Annotated in this window: 20 protein-coding genes; all 20 read left to right on the top strand. The window is 57.7% G+C overall.

From position 1 onward, the window contains the following. Positions 1-4: 4 nt before the first annotated feature. The 20 genes from Q8R10_RS06200 (at position 5) to Q8R10_RS06105 (ending at position 20214) form a co-directional block, all read left to right on the top strand. Entirely contained in the window at positions 5-1705 is a 1701-nt protein-coding gene (locus Q8R10_RS06200) for a fused response regulator/phosphatase (protein WP_305652020.1), read from the top strand. Between the two features lie 29 nt (positions 1706-1734). Beyond that, on the top strand, positions 1735-2085 hold the full coding sequence (locus tag Q8R10_RS06195; RefSeq protein WP_305652018.1) for an Hpt domain-containing protein: 351 nt from the start codon (positions 1735-1737) through the stop codon (positions 2083-2085). A gap of 108 nt (positions 2086-2193) precedes the next feature. Beyond that, entirely contained in the window at positions 2194-3564 is a 1371-nt protein-coding gene (locus Q8R10_RS06190) for a flagellar hook-length control protein FliK (RefSeq protein WP_305652016.1), read from the top strand. A 222-nt stretch (positions 3565-3786) separates the two neighbouring features. After that, on the top strand, positions 3787-4329 hold the full coding sequence (fliL, locus tag Q8R10_RS06185) for a flagellar basal body-associated protein FliL (protein ID WP_305652014.1): 543 nt from the start codon (positions 3787-3789) through the stop codon (positions 4327-4329). A gap of 12 nt (positions 4330-4341) precedes the next feature. Next, entirely contained in the window at positions 4342-5313 is a 972-nt protein-coding gene (gene fliM, locus Q8R10_RS06180; protein ID WP_305652012.1) for a flagellar motor switch protein FliM, read from the top strand. A gap of 101 nt (positions 5314-5414) precedes the next feature. After that, entirely contained in the window at positions 5415-5882 is a 468-nt protein-coding gene (gene fliN / locus Q8R10_RS06175; RefSeq protein WP_305652010.1) for a flagellar motor switch protein FliN, read from the top strand. Between the two features lie 4 nt (positions 5883-5886). Further along, on the top strand, positions 5887-6324 hold the full coding sequence (fliO, locus tag Q8R10_RS06170) for a flagellar biosynthetic protein FliO (RefSeq protein ID WP_305652008.1): 438 nt from the start codon (positions 5887-5889) through the stop codon (positions 6322-6324). Between the two features lie 14 nt (positions 6325-6338). Next, entirely contained in the window at positions 6339-7079 is a 741-nt protein-coding gene (gene fliP, locus Q8R10_RS06165) for a flagellar type III secretion system pore protein FliP (RefSeq protein ID WP_305652172.1), read from the top strand. A 22-nt stretch (positions 7080-7101) separates the two neighbouring features. Next, a complete protein-coding gene (gene fliQ / locus Q8R10_RS06160; RefSeq protein ID WP_305652006.1) occupies positions 7102-7371 on the top strand; it encodes a flagellar biosynthesis protein FliQ in 270 nt (89 codons plus the stop codon). A gap of 4 nt (positions 7372-7375) precedes the next feature. Further along, positions 7376-8152, top strand: coding sequence for a flagellar biosynthetic protein FliR (gene fliR / locus Q8R10_RS06155; protein ID WP_305652004.1), 777 nt, complete (start codon positions 7376-7378; stop codon positions 8150-8152). 15 nt (positions 8153-8167) lie between these two features. Then, positions 8168-9304: a flagellar biosynthesis protein FlhB gene (gene flhB / locus Q8R10_RS06150; RefSeq protein ID WP_305652002.1), complete on the top strand. Its 1137-nt coding sequence runs from the start codon at positions 8168-8170 to the stop codon at positions 9302-9304. Between the two features lie 308 nt (positions 9305-9612). Then, positions 9613-11718 (top strand): flagellar biosynthesis protein FlhA, encoded by a 2106-nt coding sequence (flhA, locus tag Q8R10_RS06145; RefSeq protein ID WP_305652170.1) that lies wholly within the window; start codon positions 9613-9615, stop codon positions 11716-11718. 11 nt (positions 11719-11729) lie between these two features. Further along, entirely contained in the window at positions 11730-13040 is a 1311-nt protein-coding gene (gene flhF, locus Q8R10_RS06140; protein ID WP_305652000.1) for a flagellar biosynthesis protein FlhF, read from the top strand. A 102-nt stretch (positions 13041-13142) separates the two neighbouring features. Beyond that, positions 13143-13976, top strand: coding sequence for a flagellar synthesis regulator FleN (gene fleN / locus Q8R10_RS06135; protein WP_305651998.1), 834 nt, complete (start codon positions 13143-13145; stop codon positions 13974-13976). Continuing rightward, on the top strand, positions 13973-14719 hold the full coding sequence (gene fliA / locus Q8R10_RS06130) for an RNA polymerase sigma factor FliA (protein ID WP_305651996.1): 747 nt from the start codon (positions 13973-13975) through the stop codon (positions 14717-14719). Before fleN ends, fliA begins: the two co-directional genes overlap by 4 nt. Before the next feature lie 85 nt (positions 14720-14804). After that, positions 14805-15179 (top strand): chemotaxis response regulator CheY, encoded by a 375-nt coding sequence (locus Q8R10_RS06125; protein ID WP_305651994.1) that lies wholly within the window; start codon positions 14805-14807, stop codon positions 15177-15179. 19 nt (positions 15180-15198) lie between these two features. Continuing rightward, positions 15199-15987, top strand: a complete 789-nt coding sequence (locus Q8R10_RS06120) for a protein phosphatase CheZ (RefSeq protein WP_305651992.1) — start codon at positions 15199-15201, stop codon at positions 15985-15987. An 11-nt stretch (positions 15988-15998) separates the two neighbouring features. Continuing rightward, a complete protein-coding gene (locus Q8R10_RS06115; RefSeq protein WP_305651990.1) occupies positions 15999-18266 on the top strand; it encodes a chemotaxis protein CheA in 2268 nt (755 codons plus the stop codon). Positions 18267-18373: 107 nt separating this feature from the next. Continuing rightward, positions 18374-19474: a chemotaxis response regulator protein-glutamate methylesterase gene (locus tag Q8R10_RS06110; RefSeq protein WP_305651988.1), complete on the top strand. Its 1101-nt coding sequence runs from the start codon at positions 18374-18376 to the stop codon at positions 19472-19474. After that, positions 19474-20214 (top strand): flagellar motor protein, encoded by a 741-nt coding sequence (locus Q8R10_RS06105; protein ID WP_305651986.1) that lies wholly within the window; start codon positions 19474-19476, stop codon positions 20212-20214. The genes Q8R10_RS06110 and Q8R10_RS06105 overlap by 1 nt, the downstream gene beginning before the upstream one ends. Positions 20215-20216 lie beyond the last annotated feature (2 nt).

The following is a 20216-nucleotide window of genomic DNA, read 5'->3' as shown; positions in this document are numbered from 1 at the left end:
GATGATGTCGGGCCGCTGCTTAACGATTCTGATTGTCGAGGACAGTGCGCTCGATCGCATGTTGCTGGCGACTATCGTCAGTCGTCAGGGCCATCGGGTGCTGGAGGCCTGCAATGGTCTGGAAGCCCTGGCGCTGTTTCGGCTGGAGCGCCCGGACCTGGTGTTGATGGACGCCATGATGCCAGTGATGGATGGCTTTGAGGCCGCTCGGCGGATTAAAGCCTGCGCCGGCGAGACCCTGGTGCCGATTATTTTTCTGACCTCGCTGACCGAAGGCGAGGCGCTGGTGCGTTGCCTGGAGGCTGGCGGCGATGACTTTGTCGCCAAACCTTACAATCGGGTGATCATCGAGGCCAAGATCAATGCCATGGATCGCCTGCGACGCCTGCAACAAACGGTGTTGCAACAACGGGATCTAATCGCCAAGCACAATGAACACCTGCTCACCGAGCAGCGCGTGGCCAAGGCGGTGTTCGACAAAGTGGCCCATTCGGGCTGTCTAAGCGCCGCCAATATTCGCTATATGCAGTCGCCCTATGCCTTGTTCAATGGCGATTTGCTGCTGGCCGCGTTTAAACCCTCCGGTGGCATGCATGTGTTTCTCGGCGACTTTACCGGTCATGGCTTGCCGGCGGCGATTGGCGCTATGCCCTTGGCCGAGGTGTTTTATGGCTTGACCGCCAAAGGTTACTCGATGGCGGAAATCCTTCGCGAGATGAACAGCAAGCTCAAGCGAATTTTGCCGGTTGGGGTGTTTTGCTGCGCCACGCTGCTGAATGTGAGCTTTCATCGGCGGGTGGTTGAAGTCTGGAATGGCGGCTTGCCGGATGGCTACCTGTACCGGGTCGCCAGTGGTGAGCGAGTGCCGCTGGTGTCCCGGCACTTGCCCTTGGGCGTGCGCGACGCGACAACCTTTGATGATCGCTGTGAAATTTATTCGCTGGAGTTAGGTGATCGGCTGTTTTTGCTCTCCGATGGCGTGCTGGAAGGCTGCAACAGTGACGGGCAAATGTTTGGCGACGAGCGCTTGTTGGCGGTGTTTGCGCAAAATCAACAAGCCGATCGGCTGTTTGTCGAGATTCAGCAGGCTATCGCTGAGTTTCGTGGCGAGGCGCAAGACGACGTCAGCATGGTCGAGGTGGTACTGGTCGAGGAGGCGCTGCTTAATCGCCCCGCGTTGGCATTCTCTGACGGCGGGCAGATTAGTCCGCTCGACTGGTCGGCCAGCTTTGAGTTCCGCGCGCAAACCCTGCAACATTTCAATCCGCTACCGTTTTTATTGCAGTTTTTACTTGAGGTGCAAGAGTTGCGCGGCCAAGCTGGTGCGCTCTACACGGTGTTGGCTGAGCTGTATTCCAATGCCTTGGAACATGGGGTCATGGGTCTGGACTCTCGGCTTAAGCGCGATGCCAAGGGGTTTGCCGAGTATTACGCGCAACGTAACCAGCAGTTGGCCCGCCTGGATCAAGGCTATGTGCGTTTCCATCTGCATTTAGTGCCAGAGGCCGGTGGTGGGCGGCTGACGTTGCGGGTTGAGGACAGCGGTGCGGGTTTTGATCCGCAGGCGGCCCCTGAGCCGCTGCCCGGTGGTGTCAACTTGAGTGGTCGCGGGATGGCGCTGGTGCGGCAATTGGCGGATCGGTGCACTTATTCGGCCGATGGCCGTAGCGTTAGCGTGGAGTTCTCGTGGCCTGCGGCGACATGATTTGCGCGCGTTTTGGAGGAGAGTCATAGGTGGCTGAAGTACATGTCGACAATGCCGTACTGGAGACTTTGCGCGATGTCATGGAAGACGAATATTCGCTGTTGCTGGAAACCTTTCTGGCCGACTCCGAGGAGCGCCTGCGTCTGCTGGTAGAGACTGCCCAGAGCGCCGACGCCCAAGCCATGCGCTTGGCGGCGCACAGTTTCAAGGGCAGTTGCAGCAACATGGGCGCCGTGTTGCTGGCCAGTCTGTGTAAAGAGTTGGAAGAGCTTGCCCGCCGTGAACTTTTGGATCAGGTGGCGCCCGTGCTCGAGCAGGTTCAGCGCGAGTTTGCGATAGTGCGCATTCTGTTTAAAACCGAACTGCAGCGTTATCGCTGACGGCTGCGCAATAAGACGCCCAGCGCTCGCAGAGTTGGCCTTAGCCTTGCATTACCTCTGGCACGACCCCACCCAAGCGGCCATCCATGGCCGTAATGGAGAGTGCCCATGTCCATTGTCCCCGATCTACTGCTACAGCCTGCGGTTAAAGCCAAGCCCCGTGGGGTGCCCGCCAAGGCGCAGGCGCCTGCGCCCGAACCCAGCCAGCGCAAGGCTGCCAGCTTCGCTCAGGTGTATGCTCGCGAGCGTCAAGACAAGCCGGTCGAGCGTGCTGAACCTGTGGCTAAGGGCGCTCGCGAGCGGTTCTCTGGCTGCTGCGATGACGCCAGCAGTGCGACTGAACCCTTGTCTGAGCAAGAGCAAATTGCCGCTAGCGGCAAACCTTTGCCGGACGACGCCACGGCGACTACGGCCACGATCATGACTGCGGATGAAGATGCAGAGCCTGCGACTGAGCTCGATCCCTTGTTGCTCTTGGCTATCAGCGGTCAGTTACCCACGGTTGAAGTGAGCCCTGCTGCTTTAGCGGCAATAGGTACGGTGCAACCAGCGGCAGAGGATGCCACTGCGCAGCCGGCACTCACCGGCTTAACCCCAGCGGTGGCAGGTTTGGTCAGCAGCGCAACAGCGGCCATGACCGATGCCAGTCATGATGCAACCCTGGACAGCCTCACCAGTGCCGCCGGCGTGCAGTTGGTGGTGGATCTTGGCGTTAAGGCCCAACTGGCGGCCCAGACCGCGGCGCAGCAGGCGGGTGGTGCTGCGGTTGCTCAGGGCGCGGCTGATGTCACCCAGGATTTTGCCGGCGCACTGCTTGCGGCCGGGCAGCCGACGGCTGAGACTAAACTTGGTGAGGGCGCGCTGGCTGAACTTAAGGCGCTTGGTGTGGAAGGGGCTGACAGCCGCAAAGATGCTTCGCCAGAACCGCGCACGGAAAATCTCACTGCCAGGCTTAGCGCACTTAGCCAAGCCATTGGTCAGCAAACCCCGGCGACATCGCGCCTGGGTTTGATTCCTGGGCAGCCGTTGGCGATGCAGCAAGGTGGCTGGAGCGAGGCGGTAGTCGACAAGGTGATGTGGTTGTCGAGCCAAAATCTAAAGTCGGCGGAAATTCAGCTGGATCCTGCCGAGCTGGGTCGTCTGGAGGTGCGGGTTGATATCTCCAAGGAGCAAACCCAGGTGACCTTTGCCAGCCCCCATGCGGGTGTGCGTGATGCTCTCGAAGGGCAAATGCAGCGGTTACGTGATTTGTTTACCGCCCAGGGGATGAACTTGCTCGATGTCAATGTTTCCGATCAGTCAATGAATCGTGGCTGGCAAGGCCAGGAGCAGCAGGGGGGGGGCGGTGATGGCTCGCGCCGTGGCGGCTCTGCGGGTGGTTTGTTGGCGGCCGGTGACGATGAGCACGTCAATGCGGTGACTGAGTTGCGCGGCACAAGCTTGGCAGCTTCACGCAGCTTGGTGGATTACTATGCCTAAACGCCGACAGGCTGCCAGGTAATCAGTAACCTTGATCTAAACTTTAGTTCGCCCGGGTAACCGGGCGAACTCGTTTTTGGGTGACAGTGCGGGGGCTTACTGGTATATCCGCTGCGCGAGTCGAACAATGCAGGGTTAGGCCAGATTATTGATGAACTGGCATAACACTTGCTCCTAACCCCTTGAACGCTGACATAAAACGATCAGTGACGGATTATTGGCATGGCTAAGAAAGAAGAGAAAACTCCAGCAGCGGCCGATACCGAGGGCAAACCTGCCGGCAAAAGTAAGCTCAAACTGATTATTTTGATCGTGGTGGGTTTACTGCTGGTGATTGGTTTGTCAGTGGGCGGGGCGATGTTCTTTTTGCATAAGAGCGAGAAGAAGGACGAGGCCAAGACCGAAGAGCATGCGGCCGTCGAAGCTGAGGCCAAGCCCGGCAAGCAAGTGGCTGTCTACGAGGTGCTAGCGCCGGCGTTCGTGGTCAATTTCAACTACAAGGGCCGCCAGCGTTATATGCAAGTCAGTGTCGCGCTGATGGGCCGCGACAAGGCCGAGCTGGATGCCTTGCACGAGCACATGCCGGTGCTGCGCAATAACTTGGTCATGCTGTTTTCTGGGCAGGATTTTGAGGCATTGAGCACCCCGGTGGGCAAGGAAATGCTCCGTCAACAAACCACCGCTAGCGTGCAAGCCTTGGCGCAAAAGGAGACCGGCAAGTTGGCGGTCGAACAAGTGCTGTTTACCAATATCGTATTGCAGTAGGAGCATGGATTAATGGCTGTGCAAGATCTGCTCTCACAAGACGAAATTGATGCCCTGCTGCATGGCGTCGATGACGGCGCGGTCGAGACTGAAGAGGCTGCTGAGCCCGGCACGGCGAAAACCTATGACCTGTCCAGCCAGGACCGCATCGTTCGCGGTCGCATGCCGACGCTGGAAATGATTAACGAGCGTTTTGCCCGTTACACCCGCGTGAGCATGTTTAACCTGCTGCGCCGTTCGGCCGATGTCGCGGTCGGCGGCGTGCAGGTGATGAAGTTCGGCGAGTACGTGCACTCCTTGTACGTGCCCACCAGCCTTAACCTGGTGAAGATGAAGCCGTTGCGCGGCACCGGCTTGTTTATTCTGGATGCCAAATTGGTATTCAAGTTGGTGGATAACTTCTTTGGCGGTGATGGCCGCCACGCCAAGATCGAAGGCCGCGAGTTCACCCCCACCGAATTGCGGGTGGTACGGATGGTCATCGACCAGGCCTTTGTCGATCTCAAGGAAGCCTGGCATGCGGTGCTGGATATTAACTTTGAGTACATCAGCTCGGAAGTGAATCCGGCCTTGGCCAACATCGTTAGCCCCAGCGAAGTGGTGGTGGTTTCCACTTTTCATATCGAGTTGGATGGCGGTGGCGGCGACCTGCACGTGACCATGCCCTATTCGATGATTGAGCCGATTCGCGACATGCTCGATGCCGGTTTTCAGTCCGATGTCGATGACCAGGATGAGCGCTGGGTGAATGCCCTGCGCGAAGATATTCTCGATGTCAGCGTACCGCTGGGCGCCACCGTGGCCAGTCGCCAATTAAGGTTGCGCGATATTTTGCATATGCAGCCGGGTGATGTGATTCCGGTGGATTTACCCGACCAGGTGTTGCTGCGCGCCAATGGCGTGCCGGCCTTTACCGTCAAGCTGGGGGCGCATAAAGGCAAGCTGGCCTTCCAAATACTCAATCCGGTCGAGCGCCCACGTTGACACTCACCGCTTAACTCCAATTTATAGAGGCTGTGTAAGGTGCTCCATGACCAAGCGCAGTAGACATTGAGCCGGTTCTGAGAGCCGGTCGAGGACAACCTATGGCAGACGAAGAAGCAACCTCCCCCGAAGAACAAGCCTTGGCCGATGAGTGGGCGGCTGCGTTGTCTGAGGCCGGTGATGCCGATCAGGACGATATCGATGCCATGATGGCCAGCGCCGCAGTGGCTGAGCCGGCGGCGCCACGGGCAAAAATGGAAGAGTTCGGCAGTGCGCCGCCACGCTCGAACGCCCCGGTGAGTCTGGATGGGCCGAACCTGGATGTGATTCTGGATATTCCCGTGTCAATTTCCATGGAAGTTGGCAATACCGAAATCACCATTCGCAACCTGCTGCAGCTCAATCAGGGGTCGGTGATCGAGCTTGATCGGCTGGCCGGCGAGCCGCTGGATGTGCTGGTCAACGGCACCTTGATCGCCCATGGCGAGGTGGTGGTGGTGAACGAGAAATTTGGCATTCGCTTGACTGATGTCATCAGTCCAAGTGAACGCATCAAGAAGTTGCGCTAAACCCATGCGCAGCTTTCTTTGGCTGTTGTGCAGCCTGCCGCTGACGGCCCTGGCGGCTGAACCCGGGCCCGTCGCGGCGACAACGCCGGTGGTGGCTGACAGCAATCTGAGTGCCCAGTTGAGCCAGATGCTGCTGGGGTTGCTGCTGGTCATCGGCCTGATTTTCGTCCTGGCCTGGTTGCTGCGCCGCGTGCAGCGTATTGGTCCGCGCGGCGCGCAGGTGATCAAGTTGCTGGCCAGCCAGGCGCTGGGGCCGCGCGATCGGCTGGTGCTGGTGCAAGTGGGTGGCGAGCAGATTTTGCTCGGCTTAAGCGCGGGCCGCATCACCCCTTTGCATGTGCTGAAAGAGCCGGTGCATCTGCCCGACAGTGAGCCTGCCAGTACCGAGTTTGCCCAGCGGCTGATGGAGTTGTTGGGCCGGGATCAGAAGGACAAGCTTTGATGGCCGCGTTGCGTATGCTGTTTGTCGTGCTGCTGGCTTTAGTCGCGCCATTGGCCTTTGGCGCCGACGATCCACTGTCGATCTCGGCGATCACCCTGTCCAGTAATGCCGAGGGTCAGCAGGAGTATTCGGTCAATCTGCAGATTCTGCTGATCATGACCGCGCTGAGCTTTATCCCAGCCTTTGTGATGCTGATGACCAGCTTCACCCGGATCATCATCGTCTTTTCGATTTTGCGCCAGGCGCTGGGTTTGCAGCAGACGCCGTCGAACCAGATTCTTACCGGTTTGGCGATGTTTTTGACCCTGTTCATCATGGCGCCGGTGTTTGACCAAATAAATAAAGATGCCGTGCAGCCTTACCTGAAGGAACAACTCCCGGCCCAGCAGGCGATTGCCAAGGCCGAAGTGCCGTTGAAGAAATTTATGCTGGCGCAGACCCGCGCCTCCGATCTTGAGCTGTTTGTACGGCTGTCCAAACGCACTGATATTGCATCGCCTGAACAGGCGCCGATGACCATCCTGATACCGGCCTTCGTCACCTCGGAGCTGAAAACGGCGTTTCAGATCGGCTTTATGATTTTTATCCCGTTTCTGATCATCGACATGGTGGTGGCCAGTGTCCTGATGGCGATGGGCATGATGATGCTCTCGCCGCTGATTATTTCGCTGCCGTTCAAGATTATGCTGTTTGTGCTGATTGATGGTTGGGCGCTGGTGATTGGCACCTTGGCCAGTAGTTTCGGCACCCTTTAGATACGCACGTGGAGCGACGCTTATGACTCCCGAAGTGGCGGTAGACCTGATTCGTGAGGCGCTATGGTTGATCGCCGTGATTGTCGGTTTGCTGGTGTTGCCCAGTTTGCTGGTGGGCTTGCTGGTGGCGATGTTTCAGGCCGCGACGCAAATCAACGAGCAAACCTTGAGCTTCGTGCCGCGCCTGCTGGTCATGCTGCTGACGCTGATCTGGGCCGGCCCCTGGTTGGTGCGCGAACTGATGGAGTACAGCCAGACGTTGATTCAGAACATTCCGCAGGTCATCGGCTAAGCCCATGTTGGAACTGACCACCGAGCAGATCGGCGCCTGGGTGGGGAGTTTTCTGCTGCCGTTGTTTCGCATCGCCTCCTTGCTGATGGTGATGCCGATCATTGGTACCAAACTGGTGCCAGCTCGCGTGCGGCTGTATCTGGCCCTGGCGATTTGCCTGGTACTGGCGCCCACGCTGCCGCCGATCGCGCCATTCGATGCCGTGAGCCTGCGGGCCATTTTTTTAATCGCCCAGGAGATTCTGATCGGGGTGATGCTGGGTTTTACCTTGCAGCTGTTCTTTCACTTGTTTTCGGTGGCAGGGCAGATTATCGCGGTGCAAACCGGCTTGGGCTTTGCCTCCATGGTCGATCCCGGCAATGGTGTCTCGGTGCCGGTGTTAGCGCAGATGCTGCTGATGCTGGTGACCCTGCTGTTTTTGGCAATGAATGGCCATCTGGTGGTGTTTGAGGTGCTGGCCGAGAGCTTTATTACCTTGCCAATCGGCACGGGTTTGTCGACGGCCCACTACTGGGAGTTGGCCGGCAAGCTGGGCTGGGTGTTCGGCGCCGGTTTGTTGTTGGTGCTGCCGGCGGTCACCGCATTGCTGGTGATCAACCTGGCGTTTGGCTTGATGACCCGTGCCGCGCCGCAATTGAACATCATCTCGATTGGTTTTCCGCTGACCATGGTGCTCGGCCTGGTGATTTTCTGGCTGGGTCTGGGGGATTTTCTGGCCCAATACCAGCAGCTGGCCAGCGACGGCCTACAGCTGTTGCGTGAGTTGGCGCGCGCGCGCTAACGCTAAGGAGGCGTCATGGCAGAAAGTGAAAGTGGCGCCGACAAGAGTGAAGAGCCCACGGGCAAACGCTTGGAAGAGTCGCGTAAAAAAGGCCAGGTGGCCCGTTCGCGCGAGCTTAATACGGTGGCGGTCACGCTGTCGGGGATTGGCGGCTTATTAGTCTATGGCGCCGATTTTGGCCGCGTTCTGCTGGCGTTGATGGAAAAAAACTTCGACCTGCCGCGCGAGGTTTTGCTGGATGACGGTTCCATGGCGCTGTTCTTGTTGCTGTCCGGCAAGATGGTGCTGGAGGCCATGTTGCCGCTGTTGTTGATTCTGGTAATCGCCTCGCTGCTGGGCCCGATAGCCTTGGGTGGCTGGTTGTTTTCCGCCGAGTCGATGGCGCCCAAGTTCAGCCGAATGGACCCGCTGGCAGGCCTTAAGAGGATGTTTTCCACCCATGCCTTGGTGGAGTTGCTCAAGGCGTTGGGCAAATTTACGGTCATAGTTTTGGTGGCGTTAGCGGTGCTGCGCAGCTATCAGAAAGACCTGCAGGCCATCGCCTATGAGCCATTGCCCTCGGCCATTATCCACAGCATCAATATCGTCGGTTGGAGCATGTTGTGGATGGCGTGCGGGCTAATTTTGATCGCTGTGGTCGATATACCCTTTCAGATTTGGGATAACCGCCAAAAACTGATGATGACCAAGCAGGAAGTGCGCGACGAATACAAAGACAGTGAAGGCAAGCCCGAGGTCAAGTCGCGGATTCGCCAGTTGCAGCGGCAAATGGCCGAGCGGCGGATGATGGCGGCGGTGCCTCAAGCGGATGTGGTGATTACCAACCCGACGCATTTTGCCGTGGCGCTCAAATACGATCCGGCCCAGGGCGCTGCCCCAGTGCTGCTGGCCAAGGGCAGCGATTTTACCGCGCTGAAAATTCGTGAAATTGCCCAGGAACATAAAGTCATGCTGCTCGAGTCGCCGGGGCTGGCGCGGGCGGTGTATTACTCCACCGAGCTTGATCAGCAGATCCCGGCCGGCTTGTATCTGGCCGTGGCGCAGGTGCTGGCCTATGTCTACCAGCTTAGGCAGTACCAGTCCGGCAAAGGCAAGCGTCCGGCGCCACTGCCGGATCTGCCGATTCCTCCCGACTTGCGCCGCGACGCGTAAGGCGGGTTAGCGGCGCTACGCAGACGCAAAACCTCACCGAGCAGTCCGTGCGCCGCGTAACCCGCCAAGCGCTTTCAGTCTCTCTGCAGGAGCTGTCATAGCCTGGTGTCGGGTTACGCGGCGTTCGGGTAATAGGTTGGCCTTTAAAATCTCTGCCCCGCCGCTAACCCAACCTACGATTTTTCTTTATTGCTCAAACAGTTGGCTGAGTTGGACGGCTTCTTGCACTAGCAGATTCACAGGCGCCTTGAGCGTCAAAAGATTGAATCGGCTGGAGTGGCAACGTGGCAGTAGATCGCACGCAAGTGATGGGCAATGTGCGCGGCAACCTCGCGGGCTTGCGGCATGGCAATTTAGGCGTGCCGCTGCTGTTGCTCATCATGCTGGCCATGATGATGCTGCCGATCCCGCCGTTTCTGCTCGACGTGCTGTTTACCTTTAATATCGCTTTGTCGATTGTGGTCCTGCTGGTCTGCGTGTACGCCCTGCGACCGCTGGATTTTGCGGTGTTCCCGACCATTCTGCTGATCGCCACCCTGCTGCGCCTGGCGCTGAACGTCGCCTCCACGCGGGTGGTGCTGCTGCACGGGCATGATGGCCATGCGGCGGCCGGGAAGGTGATTCAGGCCTTTGGCGAGGTGGTGATCGGCGGCAACTACGTGGTCGGTATCGTGGTGTTTGCGATCTTGATGATCATCAACTTCGTGGTGGTAACCAAGGGCGCCGGGCGCATCTCTGAGGTCAGCGCGCGTTTTACCTTGGATGCCATGCCCGGCAAGCAAATGGCCATTGATGCCGACTTGAACGCTGGCTTGATCGAGCAGGCGGAAGCCAAAAAGCGTCGCTCGGAAGTCTCCCAGGAAGCCGATTTTTACGGCTCCATGGACGGTGCCAGCAAGTTCGTGCGCGGTGATGCCGTGGCCGGTTTGCTGATCCTGTTTATCAACCTGATTGGTGGCGTGGCCATCGGCATCTTCCAGCATGACATGGGCTTTTCCGATGCCGGCAAGGTCTATGCCTTGTTGACTATCGGTGACGGTTTGGTGGCGCAGATTCCGTCCCTGTTGCTGTCGACGGCGGCGGCGATCATGGTGACGCGGGTGTCCAGCTCGGAAGACATGGGCGCCCAGGTTAATCGGCAGATGTTTACCTCACCCAAGGCGCTGGCCGTGTCGGCGATTATTTTGATCGCCATGGGCTTGGTGCCCGGCATGCCCCATGTGTCTTTTGTTGGCTTGGGGCTGATAGCCGCGGGTGGCGCCTATTGGATTGCCAATCGCCAGCGCCAGGTCAAAGAGGACGAGGTGCACGAGGTGCAGCGCCAGCAAGAGGCGTTGCCTGCCGCGCGCTCCCAGGAGACCAAGGAGCTGGGCTGGGACGATGTGACACCGGTCGATATGGTTGGCCTGGAAGTGGGTTATCGGCTGATTCCGCTGGTCGATCGTGCTCAAGGTGGGCAGTTGCTGGCGCGGATTAAAGGCGTGCGCAAGAAGCTCTCCCAAGAGATGGGTTTCTTGATGCCCTCGGTGCATATCCGCGACAACCTCGACCTGCTGCCCAATGCCTACCGCTTGACTCTGATGGGGGTCAGTGTCGCCGAGGCAGAGGTCTATCCAGACCGCGAACTGGCGATTAACCCGGGGCAGGTGTTCGGCCCGCTCAACGGCATCGCCGCCAAGGACCCAGCGTTCGGCCTGGAGGCCGTGTGGATAGATCCAAATCAGCGCGACCAAGCGCAGTCGCTCGGTTATACCGTGGTGGACGCCAGCACCGTGGTGGCGACTCACCTCAACCAGGTGCTGCACAAGCATGCCCATGAACTGCTCGGTCACGAGGAAGTTCAGCAGTTGTTGCAGTTGTTGGCTAAAAGCTCACCGAAGCTTGCCGAAGAGTTGGTGCCGGGCACCGTGTCGCTGTCGACCCTGCTTAAAGTGTTGCAGGCGTTGCTGCAAGAACAGGTGCCGGTACGGGACATTCGCACCATCGCCGAAACCATCGCCAATGCCGCCACCAAGAGTCAAGATCCCGCCGCTATGGTGGCTGCGGTGCGCGTGTCGCTGGCCCGGGCAATCGTGCAAAGCGTCGTAGGACTAGAGCCGGAGCTGCCGGTGATCACCCTTGAACCAAGGTTGGAACAGATATTGCTCAACAGTATTCAGAAGGCCGGCCAAGGCTCCGAAGAAGGCATTCTTTTGGAACCGGGCATGGCTGAGAAGTTACAACGTTCCTTGGTGGAAGCAGCGCAGCGTCAGGAGATGCTCGGCAAGCCGGCGATACTGCTGGTGGCCGGCCCGGTTCGGGCGATGCTCTCGCGGTTTGCGCGTCTGGCAGTGCCGAATATGCACGTGCTGGCCTACCAGGAAATTCCGGATAACAAGCAGGTCACTATCGTTGCGACGGTGGGGCAGAACTGAGGTTTTAGGCCATGCAAGTCAAACGCTTTTTCGCCGCCGATATGCGTCAAGCCATGAAGCTGGTACGTGATGAGTTGGGTGCTGACGCCTCGATCATTGCCAATCGCCGGGTTGCCGGTGGGGTCGAGCTGACCGCCGCCTTGGACTATCAGATTCCGGCCGCGCCAAGTCGCCAGCCGAATGCCGAGCTGGAAAGCGAACTGCGCAAAACCCAGGCCCGCATCACCTCGGCACAAACCGAGCTGAGCACCCGAGCTAAAGCTGACGCTGGTAAAGATGGCCAGCTGTTTGCCGCGCCCGCCAAGGCCGCTGCCGAGCGCTCAAGTGCGCCAGCCCGGCCAGCCCCTAAGCCGGCGGCTGCCGCGTTGCCTGCGGGTGATCAGCAGATGCTGGCGGCCATGCGCTTTGAGTTGCACGGCTTGCGCGAATTGATTGAGGTGCAGTTAGGCTCAATCGCCTGGGGGCAGCTGCAAACCCGCAAGCCACAGCAAGCCAGTTTGTGGCGGCGCTTGCAGCGTATGGGCATCTCGGCTGAGCTAGCCCGCGCCTTATTGGAAAAAGTGGCCACCATCACCGAGCCACGCCAGGCGTGGCGTATGTTGCTGGCGCACTTGGCGCACGCCATTGCGACCGTACCCACTGAGCCGCTGGAGGAGGGCGGCGTGATTGCCCTGGTAGGTCCCGCCGGCATGGGTAAAACCACCACGCTGGCCAAGCTGGCGGCGCGCTATGTGCTTAAATACGGCGCGCAAAATATCGCTCTGGTGAGCATGGACAGCTATCGGATTGGCGCCCAGGAACAGTTAAAAACCTTGGGGCGAATTCTCAATGTGTCGGTCACCCAGGTCGATCCGGGGCAGTCCCTGACTCAGGCGCTGGCCCCTTTGGCGCGGCGCAAAGTGGTGTTGATCGACACTGCGGGGCTGCCTGGCAGCGATCCGGCGCTGCGCATGCAGCTGGAAACCTTGGCGGGACGCGGGATAAAAGCGAAAAATTATTTGGTTTTGGCCGCAACCAGTCAGAGCCAAGTGCTCAAGGCCGCCTACCATAGTTATAAGCATTGCGGTTTGGCAGGCTGTATTCTGACTAAGTTGGATGAAGCCACCAGCCTGGGTGAGGTTTTAGGACTGGCCATAAGCCAGCGCCTGCCGGTAGCCTATGTAGCTGATGGTCCACGAATTCCTGATGATTTGCAGCTACCGCGCAGTCATCAGCTGGTGAGTCGGGCGGTAAGCTTGCAGGTAGCAGAAGATCCGAGTGAAGAGGCCATGGCCGATATGTTCGCTGGCTTGTATCAGCAACCTTCGCGCCGGGTTGGTTAGCCGCCTTAGGTAACGAATTTTTACACCGCAGTACCTTGTATCGTTTACCGCTGAAGGTCAGCGGAGCGATTCCAGTCCAAGCAGCACAAGGTGTTAGAGCGCATGAGTAGTAAGCATCCCGTACAGGTGATTGCAGTGACCGGCGGCAAGGGCGGCGTTGGCAAGACTAATGTGTCGGTAAATTTGGCATTGGCGTTGGCCGACCTCGGTCGCCGCGTGCTGCTGATGGATGCCGACCTTGGTTTGGCCAACGTTGACGTGTTGCTCGGCCTCACCGCCAAGCGCACCCTGGAAGATGTGATTTCTGGCGAGTGCGATTTGCGCGATGTCTTGATTCCCGGCCCCGGCGGCATTCGCATTGTGCCTGCGGCCTCCGGCGCACAAAGTATGGTGCAGCTGTCGCCGATGCAGCACGCCGGTTTGATTCAAGCCTTCAGTGATATCAGCGACAACGTCGACGTGCTGATCATCGACACCGCGGCCGGCATCGGTGATGGCGTGGTGAGTTTCGTGCGCGCCGCCCAAGAGGTAATCATGGTGGTGTGCGATGAGCCCACCTCGATTACCGATGCGTATGCGCTGATTAAATTGCTCAATCGCGATTACGGCCTGAGCCGTTTTCGGGTGCTGGCCAACATGGCGCACAGCCCGCAAGAAGGCCACAACCTGTTCGCCAAGCTGACCAAAGTAACCGATCGGTTTCTCGATGTGGCGCTGCAGTATCTGGGCGCCGTGCCGTACGACGAGTCGGTGCGCAAAGCGGTGCAAAAACAACGCGCCGTGTACGAGGCGTTTCCGCGTTCAAAGTGCGCATTGGCGTTTAAAGCTATTGCACAAAAAGTCGATGCGTGGCCATTACCGGCTAACCCGCGTGGACATCTGGAATTTTTTGTCGAGCGCTTGGTGCAGAGTTCAACTGCAGACTCCGGCGTATGACAGTCGCTATGGGGCTTCGCATGTATAGCAAAGCGCAGGCACAAGATTCCCGGCATCAGCTTATTGAGCAATACGCACCCCTGGTTAAGCGTATTGCGTACCACCTGCTGGCCCGATTGCCGGCTAACGTTCAAGTCGATGACTTGATCCAGGCCGGCATGATCGGCCTGCTCGAAGCCTCAACCAAATATGACGCCAGCAAAGGGGCAAGTTTTGAAACTTACGCCGGCATCCGCATTCGTGGAGCTATGCTGGATGATGTGCGCAAAGGTGATTGGGCGCCGCGCTCGGTGCATCGCAATACCCGGATGGTCAGCGATGCGATTCGAAAAATTGAGGCGCGAGTCGGTCGCGATGCTAAAGATCAAGAGGTTGCGGCCGAACTACAATTGAGTCTCGAAGATTACTACGGCATTCTCAGCGATACTTTAGGCAGCCGCTTGTTCAGCTTCGACGACCTGTTAGAGGAAAACGAGCCAGGCGGTGTGCGTGAATACACAGGTACTGCTCAGCTTGAACCGTCCCGTGATCTGGAAGATCAGCGTTTCCAACTGGCCTTGGCCGACGCCATTGCCAACTTGCCGGAACGTGAGCGTTTGGTCTTGTCGTTGTATTACGATGAGGGGCTGAATCTCAAAGAGATTGGCGAGGTACTTGGGGTTAGCGAATCGCGTGTCAGCCAGTTGCACAGTCAATGCGCCGCGCGGTTGCGGGCACGTCTGGCAGAGTGGCGTGAACACTGAGCAAATACGTCAATTTCACGATTTCACGGCATGTCCAGGTCTTGGATATGTTTAGGACTGTACGGAGGTCGATTTGGACAAGAACATGAAAATCCTCATCGTCGATGACTTTTCGACGATGCGGCGAATCATCAAGAACCTCTTGCGTGACTTGGGATTTACCAATACCGCTGAGGCCGATGATGGCGTCACTGCACTGCCGATGCTGCAAAGCGGCAGCTTTGATTTTCTGGTGACGGACTGGAACATGCCCGGGATGACCGGCATCGACCTGTTACGCGCCGTGCGCGCCGACGAGCGCCTCAAGCAGTTACCGGTGTTGATGGTGACGGCTGAGGCCAAGCGCGATCAGATTATCGAAGCAGCGCAAGCGGGCGTGAATGGCTATGTGGTTAAGCCCTTCACGGCGCAAGTGCTGAAAGAGAAGATCGATAAGATCTTTGAGCGGGTTAACGGCTGATGTTGGTCGCGAGGGCGCTATGGAGCATAAAGAGCCGCAAATGACTGACCTTGAGTCGAGTCTAAAAACCCACGCCCGCTCTCTAATGGAAAGCCTTGAGTGCGGTAATTTTAGTGGCGCAATTGAAGTTATTCACGATTTAAACAAAGCTCGCGATCAAGGCCTCTATCACGAGGTGGGCAAGCTGACTCGCGAGCTGCATAACTCAATCGTTAATTTTCAAGTTGACCTCAGTGGCTCACACGCCGCCGAAGTTTCGGAAATCAGCGATGCGAGTGAGCGCCTGAATTATGTAGTGCGCATGACCGAGAAAGCGGCTAATCGCACCATGGATCTGGTCGAAGAAAGCGCGCCGCTGGTCAATGAAATTGGTTCGGAGTCGCGGGCCTTGAGTGCCGATTGGGCGCGCTTTATGCGCCGTGAGGTTGGCGCCGATGAGTTTCGCGAGTTGGCTAAACGGATCGAATCGTTCCTCGAACAAAGTGATCGTGACAGCACCAAATTGTCTGCTCATTTGAACGATATTTTGCTGGCGCAAGACTTCCAGGACCTCACCGGACAGGTGATCAAGCGGGTCACCAGTATGGTGACCGAGGTCGAGAGCAATCTGCTCAAATTGGTCTGCATGGCGTCACAGATTGATCGCTATACCGGCATTCAGCACGATCACGAACAGTTGCGTGCTGAACAAAAACAACAAAAAGAGCCATCCCGGGGTGAAGGTCCGCAGATTCATGCCGATAAGCGTGAAGACGTCGTATCTGGTCAGGTCGATGTTGACGACCTGCTGTCCAGCCTTGGTTTTTAGGGAGCACGCGAATGAGCTTCGGCGCCGATGAAGAGATTCTCCAGGATTTTCTGGTAGAAGCCGGCGAGATTCTTGAACTGTTGTCCGAACAGTTGGTTGAGCTTGAAAATCGCCCGGACGATATGAATTTGCTCAATGCCATTTTCCGTGGTTTCCACACGGTTAAAGGCGGGGCCGGTTTTCTCCAGCTGGATGCGCTGGTGGAGTGCTGCCATATCGCAGAAAACGTGTTCGATATTCTGCGTAAGGGTGAGCGTCGGGTTGACTCCGAGCTCATGGATGTAGTGCTGGAAACCCTCGACGCCGTTAACTCGATGTTTGCCCAGGTGCGCGAGCGCAGCGAAGTTACTCATGCGACTCCTGAGCTGTTGGCCGCGCTGGCGCGCTTGGCTGAACCGGGTGGTGCGCCAAAAGCGGCTGCACCTGCGCCGGCACCTGCTGCGCCGGTCGCGGTTGAAACCATTGCGCCGGTCGCAGCCAGCGAGAGTGCAGATATCACCGATAGCGAGTTCGAGCAGTTGCTCGATGCGTTGGCGCAGCCGCCGGCGGCTGAGGTCAAGCTGGTGGTTCCAGTTGCCCCGGCGTCCGATGCCATTACCGACGATGAGTTTGAGTCCTTACTTGATCAGCTGCACGGCAAGGGTCAGTTTGCTGCACCCGAGTCAGCAACTGCGCCAGTAGCGCCAGCCACGCCGGTAGCGGAAGTCAGTGCGGCGCCTGCGGGCGAAATTACCGATGACGAATTCGAGGCGTTGCTCGATCAGTTGCATGGCAAGGGTAAGTTTGAGGCGTCGGCGGATACGGCTGTCAGCCCTGCCCCCGCGGCAGTCAGCACAGCAACACCGGCCAGCGGTGAAAACATTACTGACGACGAGTTCGAGGCTTTGCTTGATCAGCTGCACGGCAAGGGCAAGTTCGTTGAACCCAGCGTTGCAGCGCCAGTAGCAGCAGTCGCACCGCCCGCGGCAGTGGTGGCCAAGCCGGTTGCGGTCAGTAAGCCGGCGGAGAAAGCGCCTGAGCCGGATGTTGATGCTGAACCGGCGCCGGTCAGGTCCGCGCCGATAAAGGCTGCGGCAGCGCCGGTCGCGGGCGACAAAGCCGCCGCCAGCGAAGCCGAAACCACCGTGCGGGTCGACACTGCGCGGTTGGATGAAATCATGAACATGGTCGGTGAGTTGGTGTTGGTGCGTAATCGTCTGGTACGACTGGGCTCCAACAGCAATGACGAGGCCATGGCCAAGGCGGTCTCCAATCTTGATGTGGTAACCGCGGATCTGCAGACGGCGGTGATGAAAACCCGCATGCAGCCGATTAAAAAAGTCTTTGGCCGTTTCCCGCGGCTGGTGCGCGACCTGGCGCGTAACCTGAAAAAAGAAATCAATTTGGAGTTGGTCGGGGAAGAAACCGACCTGGACAAAAACTTGGTTGAGGCTTTGGCTGACCCCTTGGTCCACTTGGTGCGCAACTCGGTTGACCATGGCATTGAATCGCCTGATCAGCGCGAGGCCAGCGGCAAGAGCCGCGGCGGTAAAATTATTTTGGCGGCGCAACAAGAGGGTGATCACATTCTCCTGTCGATCTCCGACGACGGTAATGGCATGGACCCCGACGTGCTGCGGGCCAAGGCGGTCGAGAAGGGCGTGCTGGATAAAGATGCTGCTGATCGTTTGAGCGATACCGAGTGCTTTAACCTGATTTTTGCCCCAGGCTTTTCAACCAAGGCCGAGATCACCGACGTTTCTGGTCGCGGTGTCGGCATGGACGTGGTGAAAACCAAAATTTCGCAACTCAACGGCATCATTAACATTTACTCGACCAAGGGCCAAGGCACCAAAATCGTTATTAAGGTGCCGTTAACCTTGGCGATTATGCCGACGCTGATGGTGATGCTGGGTAATCAAGCCTTTGCCTTCCCGCTGGTCAATGTTAATGAAATATTCCACCTTGATCTGTCACGCACCAATGTGGTCGATGGTCAAGAAGTGGTGATTGTTCGGGATAAGGCCTTGCCACTGTTCTATCTCAAGCGTTGGCTGGTCGGCAGCGCGGCGTGCGAAGAGCAAGGTGAAGGACATGTGGTTATTCTGTCGGTTGGCACCCAGCGGATTGGCTTTGTCGTTGATCAGTTGGTCGGTCAGGAGGAGGTGGTGATCAAACCCTTGGGCAAGATGCTGCAAGGCACCCCGGGTATGTCTGGCGCAACCATTACCGGTGACGGGCGGATTGCGTTAATTCTTGATGTGCCAAGTATGCTTAAACGTTACGCGCGTCGCGGTTGATCGTTATTGGCGCGACTTAGCTTGCCTGGTGCCGATGCCAGCAAGGTTAAGTCGCGTTCCCGCATGTTTAGATACAGCAGGCAGTGAGCAGGTTCTTAGGAGTGTGTATGGCGGTTAAGGTCTTGGTGGTGGATGACTCGGGTTTCTTTCGCCGCCGGGTCTCGGAGATTCTTTCTGCTGACCCCAATATTCAAGTTATTGGTACGGCCACCAATGGTCGTGAGGCGATTGATCAAGCCATAGCGCTCAAGCCTGATGTGATTACCATGGACTATGAAATGCCGATGATGGATGGCATTACGGCCGTGCGTAACATCATGCAGCGCTGCCCAACGCCGGTATTAATGTTTTCCTCACTGACCCATGAGGGCGCCCGCGTTACCTTGGATGCCTTGGACGCTGGGGCGGTGGATTTTCTGCCGAAAAATTTCGAAGATATCTCGCGTAATCCAGAAAAAGTTAAGCAGATGCTCTGCGAGAAAGTGCACAGCATTGCTCGCAGTAATCGACGTTATGGCAGCTCTGCGCCTACGCCCACAGTGACCCCCGCGTCGCCTTCGCAGGCTAACAGTAGTGCGAGTGCCTCGGCGCGTCCGACGGCGGCCGCGCCCAGTAGTCCTCACGCTACGGCGGCGCCTAAACGCAAAGCCTATAAGTTGGTCGCTATCGGTACGTCAACAGGTGGGCCGGTGGCGCTGCAGCGGGTCTTGACCCAGTTGCCGGCAAACTTTCCGGCGCCCATCGTGCTGATTCAGCATATGCCGGCCGCTTTTACCAAGGCCTTTGCCGAACGCCTGGATAAGCTTTGCCGAATTTCCGTCAAGGAGGCCGAGGATGGTGATTTGCTGCGTCCAGGTTTGGCTTTGCTGGCCCCAGGCGGCAAGCAAATGATGGTCGATCAGCGCGGCGCAGTGAAAATTTTACCGGGTGATGAGCGCCTCAATTACAAACCTTGTGTGGATATCACCTTTGGCTCGGCGGCGAAGTCGTTCAATGACAAGGTGCTGGCCGTGGTGCTCACCGGCATGGGCGCCGATGGCCGTGAAGGTGCACGTTTGCTCAAGCAATGCGGCAGCCAAATCTGGGCGCAAGATGAGGCCAGCTGTGTGATTTATGGCATGCCCATGGCGGTGGTTAAAGCTAATCTGGCGGACGCTGTTTACAGTCTTGAGGATATCGGCAGGTATTTGGCTGAGGCCTGTATCTGATGGATGTGCTGAGCCTTATTGGGATTATTTTGGCCTTTGTGGCCATTCTTGGCGGTAACTATCTAGAAGGCGGGCATGTTGGCGCCTTGGTTAATGGTCCGGCGGCGCTGATTGTGATTGGCGGGACCTTAGGTGCGGCATTTTTACAGGCGCCGGTGCATGTGCTTAAACGTTCTGGGGTGGTAATCCGCTGGATTTTCCTGCCGCCAAAAGTTGATTTGCAAGGTGGTATTGCCCGCGTCGTCGCTTGGAGCATGACCGCCCGCAAAGAGGGCTTGCTGGGGCTCGAATCTGTGGCCGATTTAGAGCAGGATGATTACGCTCGCAAAGGCTTGCAACTGTTGGTTGACGGCGCCGAGCCTGAGGCCATTCGCAGTATTTTAGAGGTTGATTTGTACAACCAAGAAGGCCGCGATATTCAGGCCGCTAAGGTATTTGAAAGCATGGGCGGCTACGCACCGACTATCGGTATTATCGGCGCGGTGATGGGCTTGATTCACGTCATGGGCAATCTGGCGGACCCCAGTAAGCTGGGCAGCGGTATCGCCGTGGCCTTTGTGGCGACTATCTACGGCGTCGGTTTTGCCAACCTGTTGTTGCTGCCGATAGCGAGCAAGATCAAAGCGGTGGCGCTGCGCCAGTCACGCTATCGGGAGATGCTCTTGGAGGGCGTTTTGTCCATTGCTGAAGGTGAGAACCCGCGCTCGATTGAATTAAAACTGCAAGGCTTTATGGATTAATC

This window comes from Pseudomonas sp., from assembly GCF_030698175.1.
Taxonomy (GTDB): Bacteria; Pseudomonadota; Gammaproteobacteria; order Pseudomonadales; family Pseudomonadaceae; genus Aquipseudomonas.
The sequence above is the reverse complement of the archived record's forward strand: the minus strand, read 5'-3'. Positions and strand labels throughout refer to the sequence as shown.

What these genes read in the sequence shown, in the direction of transcription:
- fleN (WP_305651998.1), top strand. Translation starts at nt 13,143, where the DNA reads ATGAGTAGTAAGCATCCCGTACAGGTGATTGCAGTGACCGGCGGCAAG.
- Q8R10_RS06115 (WP_305651990.1), top strand. Translation starts at nt 15,999, where the DNA reads ATGAGCTTCGGCGCCGATGAAGAGATTCTCCAGGATTTTCTGGTAGAA.
- fliP (WP_305652172.1), top strand. Translation starts at nt 6,339, where the DNA reads ATGCTGTTTGTCGTGCTGCTGGCTTTAGTCGCGCCATTGGCCTTTGGC.
- Q8R10_RS06110 (WP_305651988.1), top strand. Translation starts at nt 18,374, where the DNA reads ATGGCGGTTAAGGTCTTGGTGGTGGATGACTCGGGTTTCTTTCGCCGC.
- fliN (WP_305652010.1), top strand. Translation starts at nt 5,415, where the DNA reads ATGGCAGACGAAGAAGCAACCTCCCCCGAAGAACAAGCCTTGGCCGAT.
- Q8R10_RS06125 (WP_305651994.1), top strand. Translation starts at nt 14,805, where the DNA reads ATGAAAATCCTCATCGTCGATGACTTTTCGACGATGCGGCGAATCATC.
- Q8R10_RS06105 (WP_305651986.1), top strand. Translation starts at nt 19,474, where the DNA reads ATGGATGTGCTGAGCCTTATTGGGATTATTTTGGCCTTTGTGGCCATT.
- fliO (WP_305652008.1), top strand. Translation starts at nt 5,887, where the DNA reads ATGCGCAGCTTTCTTTGGCTGTTGTGCAGCCTGCCGCTGACGGCCCTG.
- fliM (WP_305652012.1), top strand. Translation starts at nt 4,342, where the DNA reads ATGGCTGTGCAAGATCTGCTCTCACAAGACGAAATTGATGCCCTGCTG.
- flhF (WP_305652000.1), top strand. Translation starts at nt 11,730, where the DNA reads ATGCAAGTCAAACGCTTTTTCGCCGCCGATATGCGTCAAGCCATGAAG.
- Q8R10_RS06190 (WP_305652016.1), top strand. Translation starts at nt 2,194, where the DNA reads ATGTCCATTGTCCCCGATCTACTGCTACAGCCTGCGGTTAAAGCCAAG.
- fliR (WP_305652004.1), top strand. Translation starts at nt 7,376, where the DNA reads ATGTTGGAACTGACCACCGAGCAGATCGGCGCCTGGGTGGGGAGTTTT.
- fliQ (WP_305652006.1), top strand. Translation starts at nt 7,102, where the DNA reads ATGACTCCCGAAGTGGCGGTAGACCTGATTCGTGAGGCGCTATGGTTG.
- fliA (WP_305651996.1), top strand. Translation starts at nt 13,973, where the DNA reads ATGACAGTCGCTATGGGGCTTCGCATGTATAGCAAAGCGCAGGCACAA.
- fliL (WP_305652014.1), top strand. Translation starts at nt 3,787, where the DNA reads ATGGCTAAGAAAGAAGAGAAAACTCCAGCAGCGGCCGATACCGAGGGC.
- flhA (WP_305652170.1), top strand. Translation starts at nt 9,613, where the DNA reads ATGGGCAATGTGCGCGGCAACCTCGCGGGCTTGCGGCATGGCAATTTA.
- Q8R10_RS06200 (WP_305652020.1), top strand. Translation starts at nt 5, where the DNA reads ATGTCGGGCCGCTGCTTAACGATTCTGATTGTCGAGGACAGTGCGCTC.
- Q8R10_RS06120 (WP_305651992.1), top strand. Translation starts at nt 15,199, where the DNA reads ATGGAGCATAAAGAGCCGCAAATGACTGACCTTGAGTCGAGTCTAAAA.
- flhB (WP_305652002.1), top strand. Translation starts at nt 8,168, where the DNA reads ATGGCAGAAAGTGAAAGTGGCGCCGACAAGAGTGAAGAGCCCACGGGC.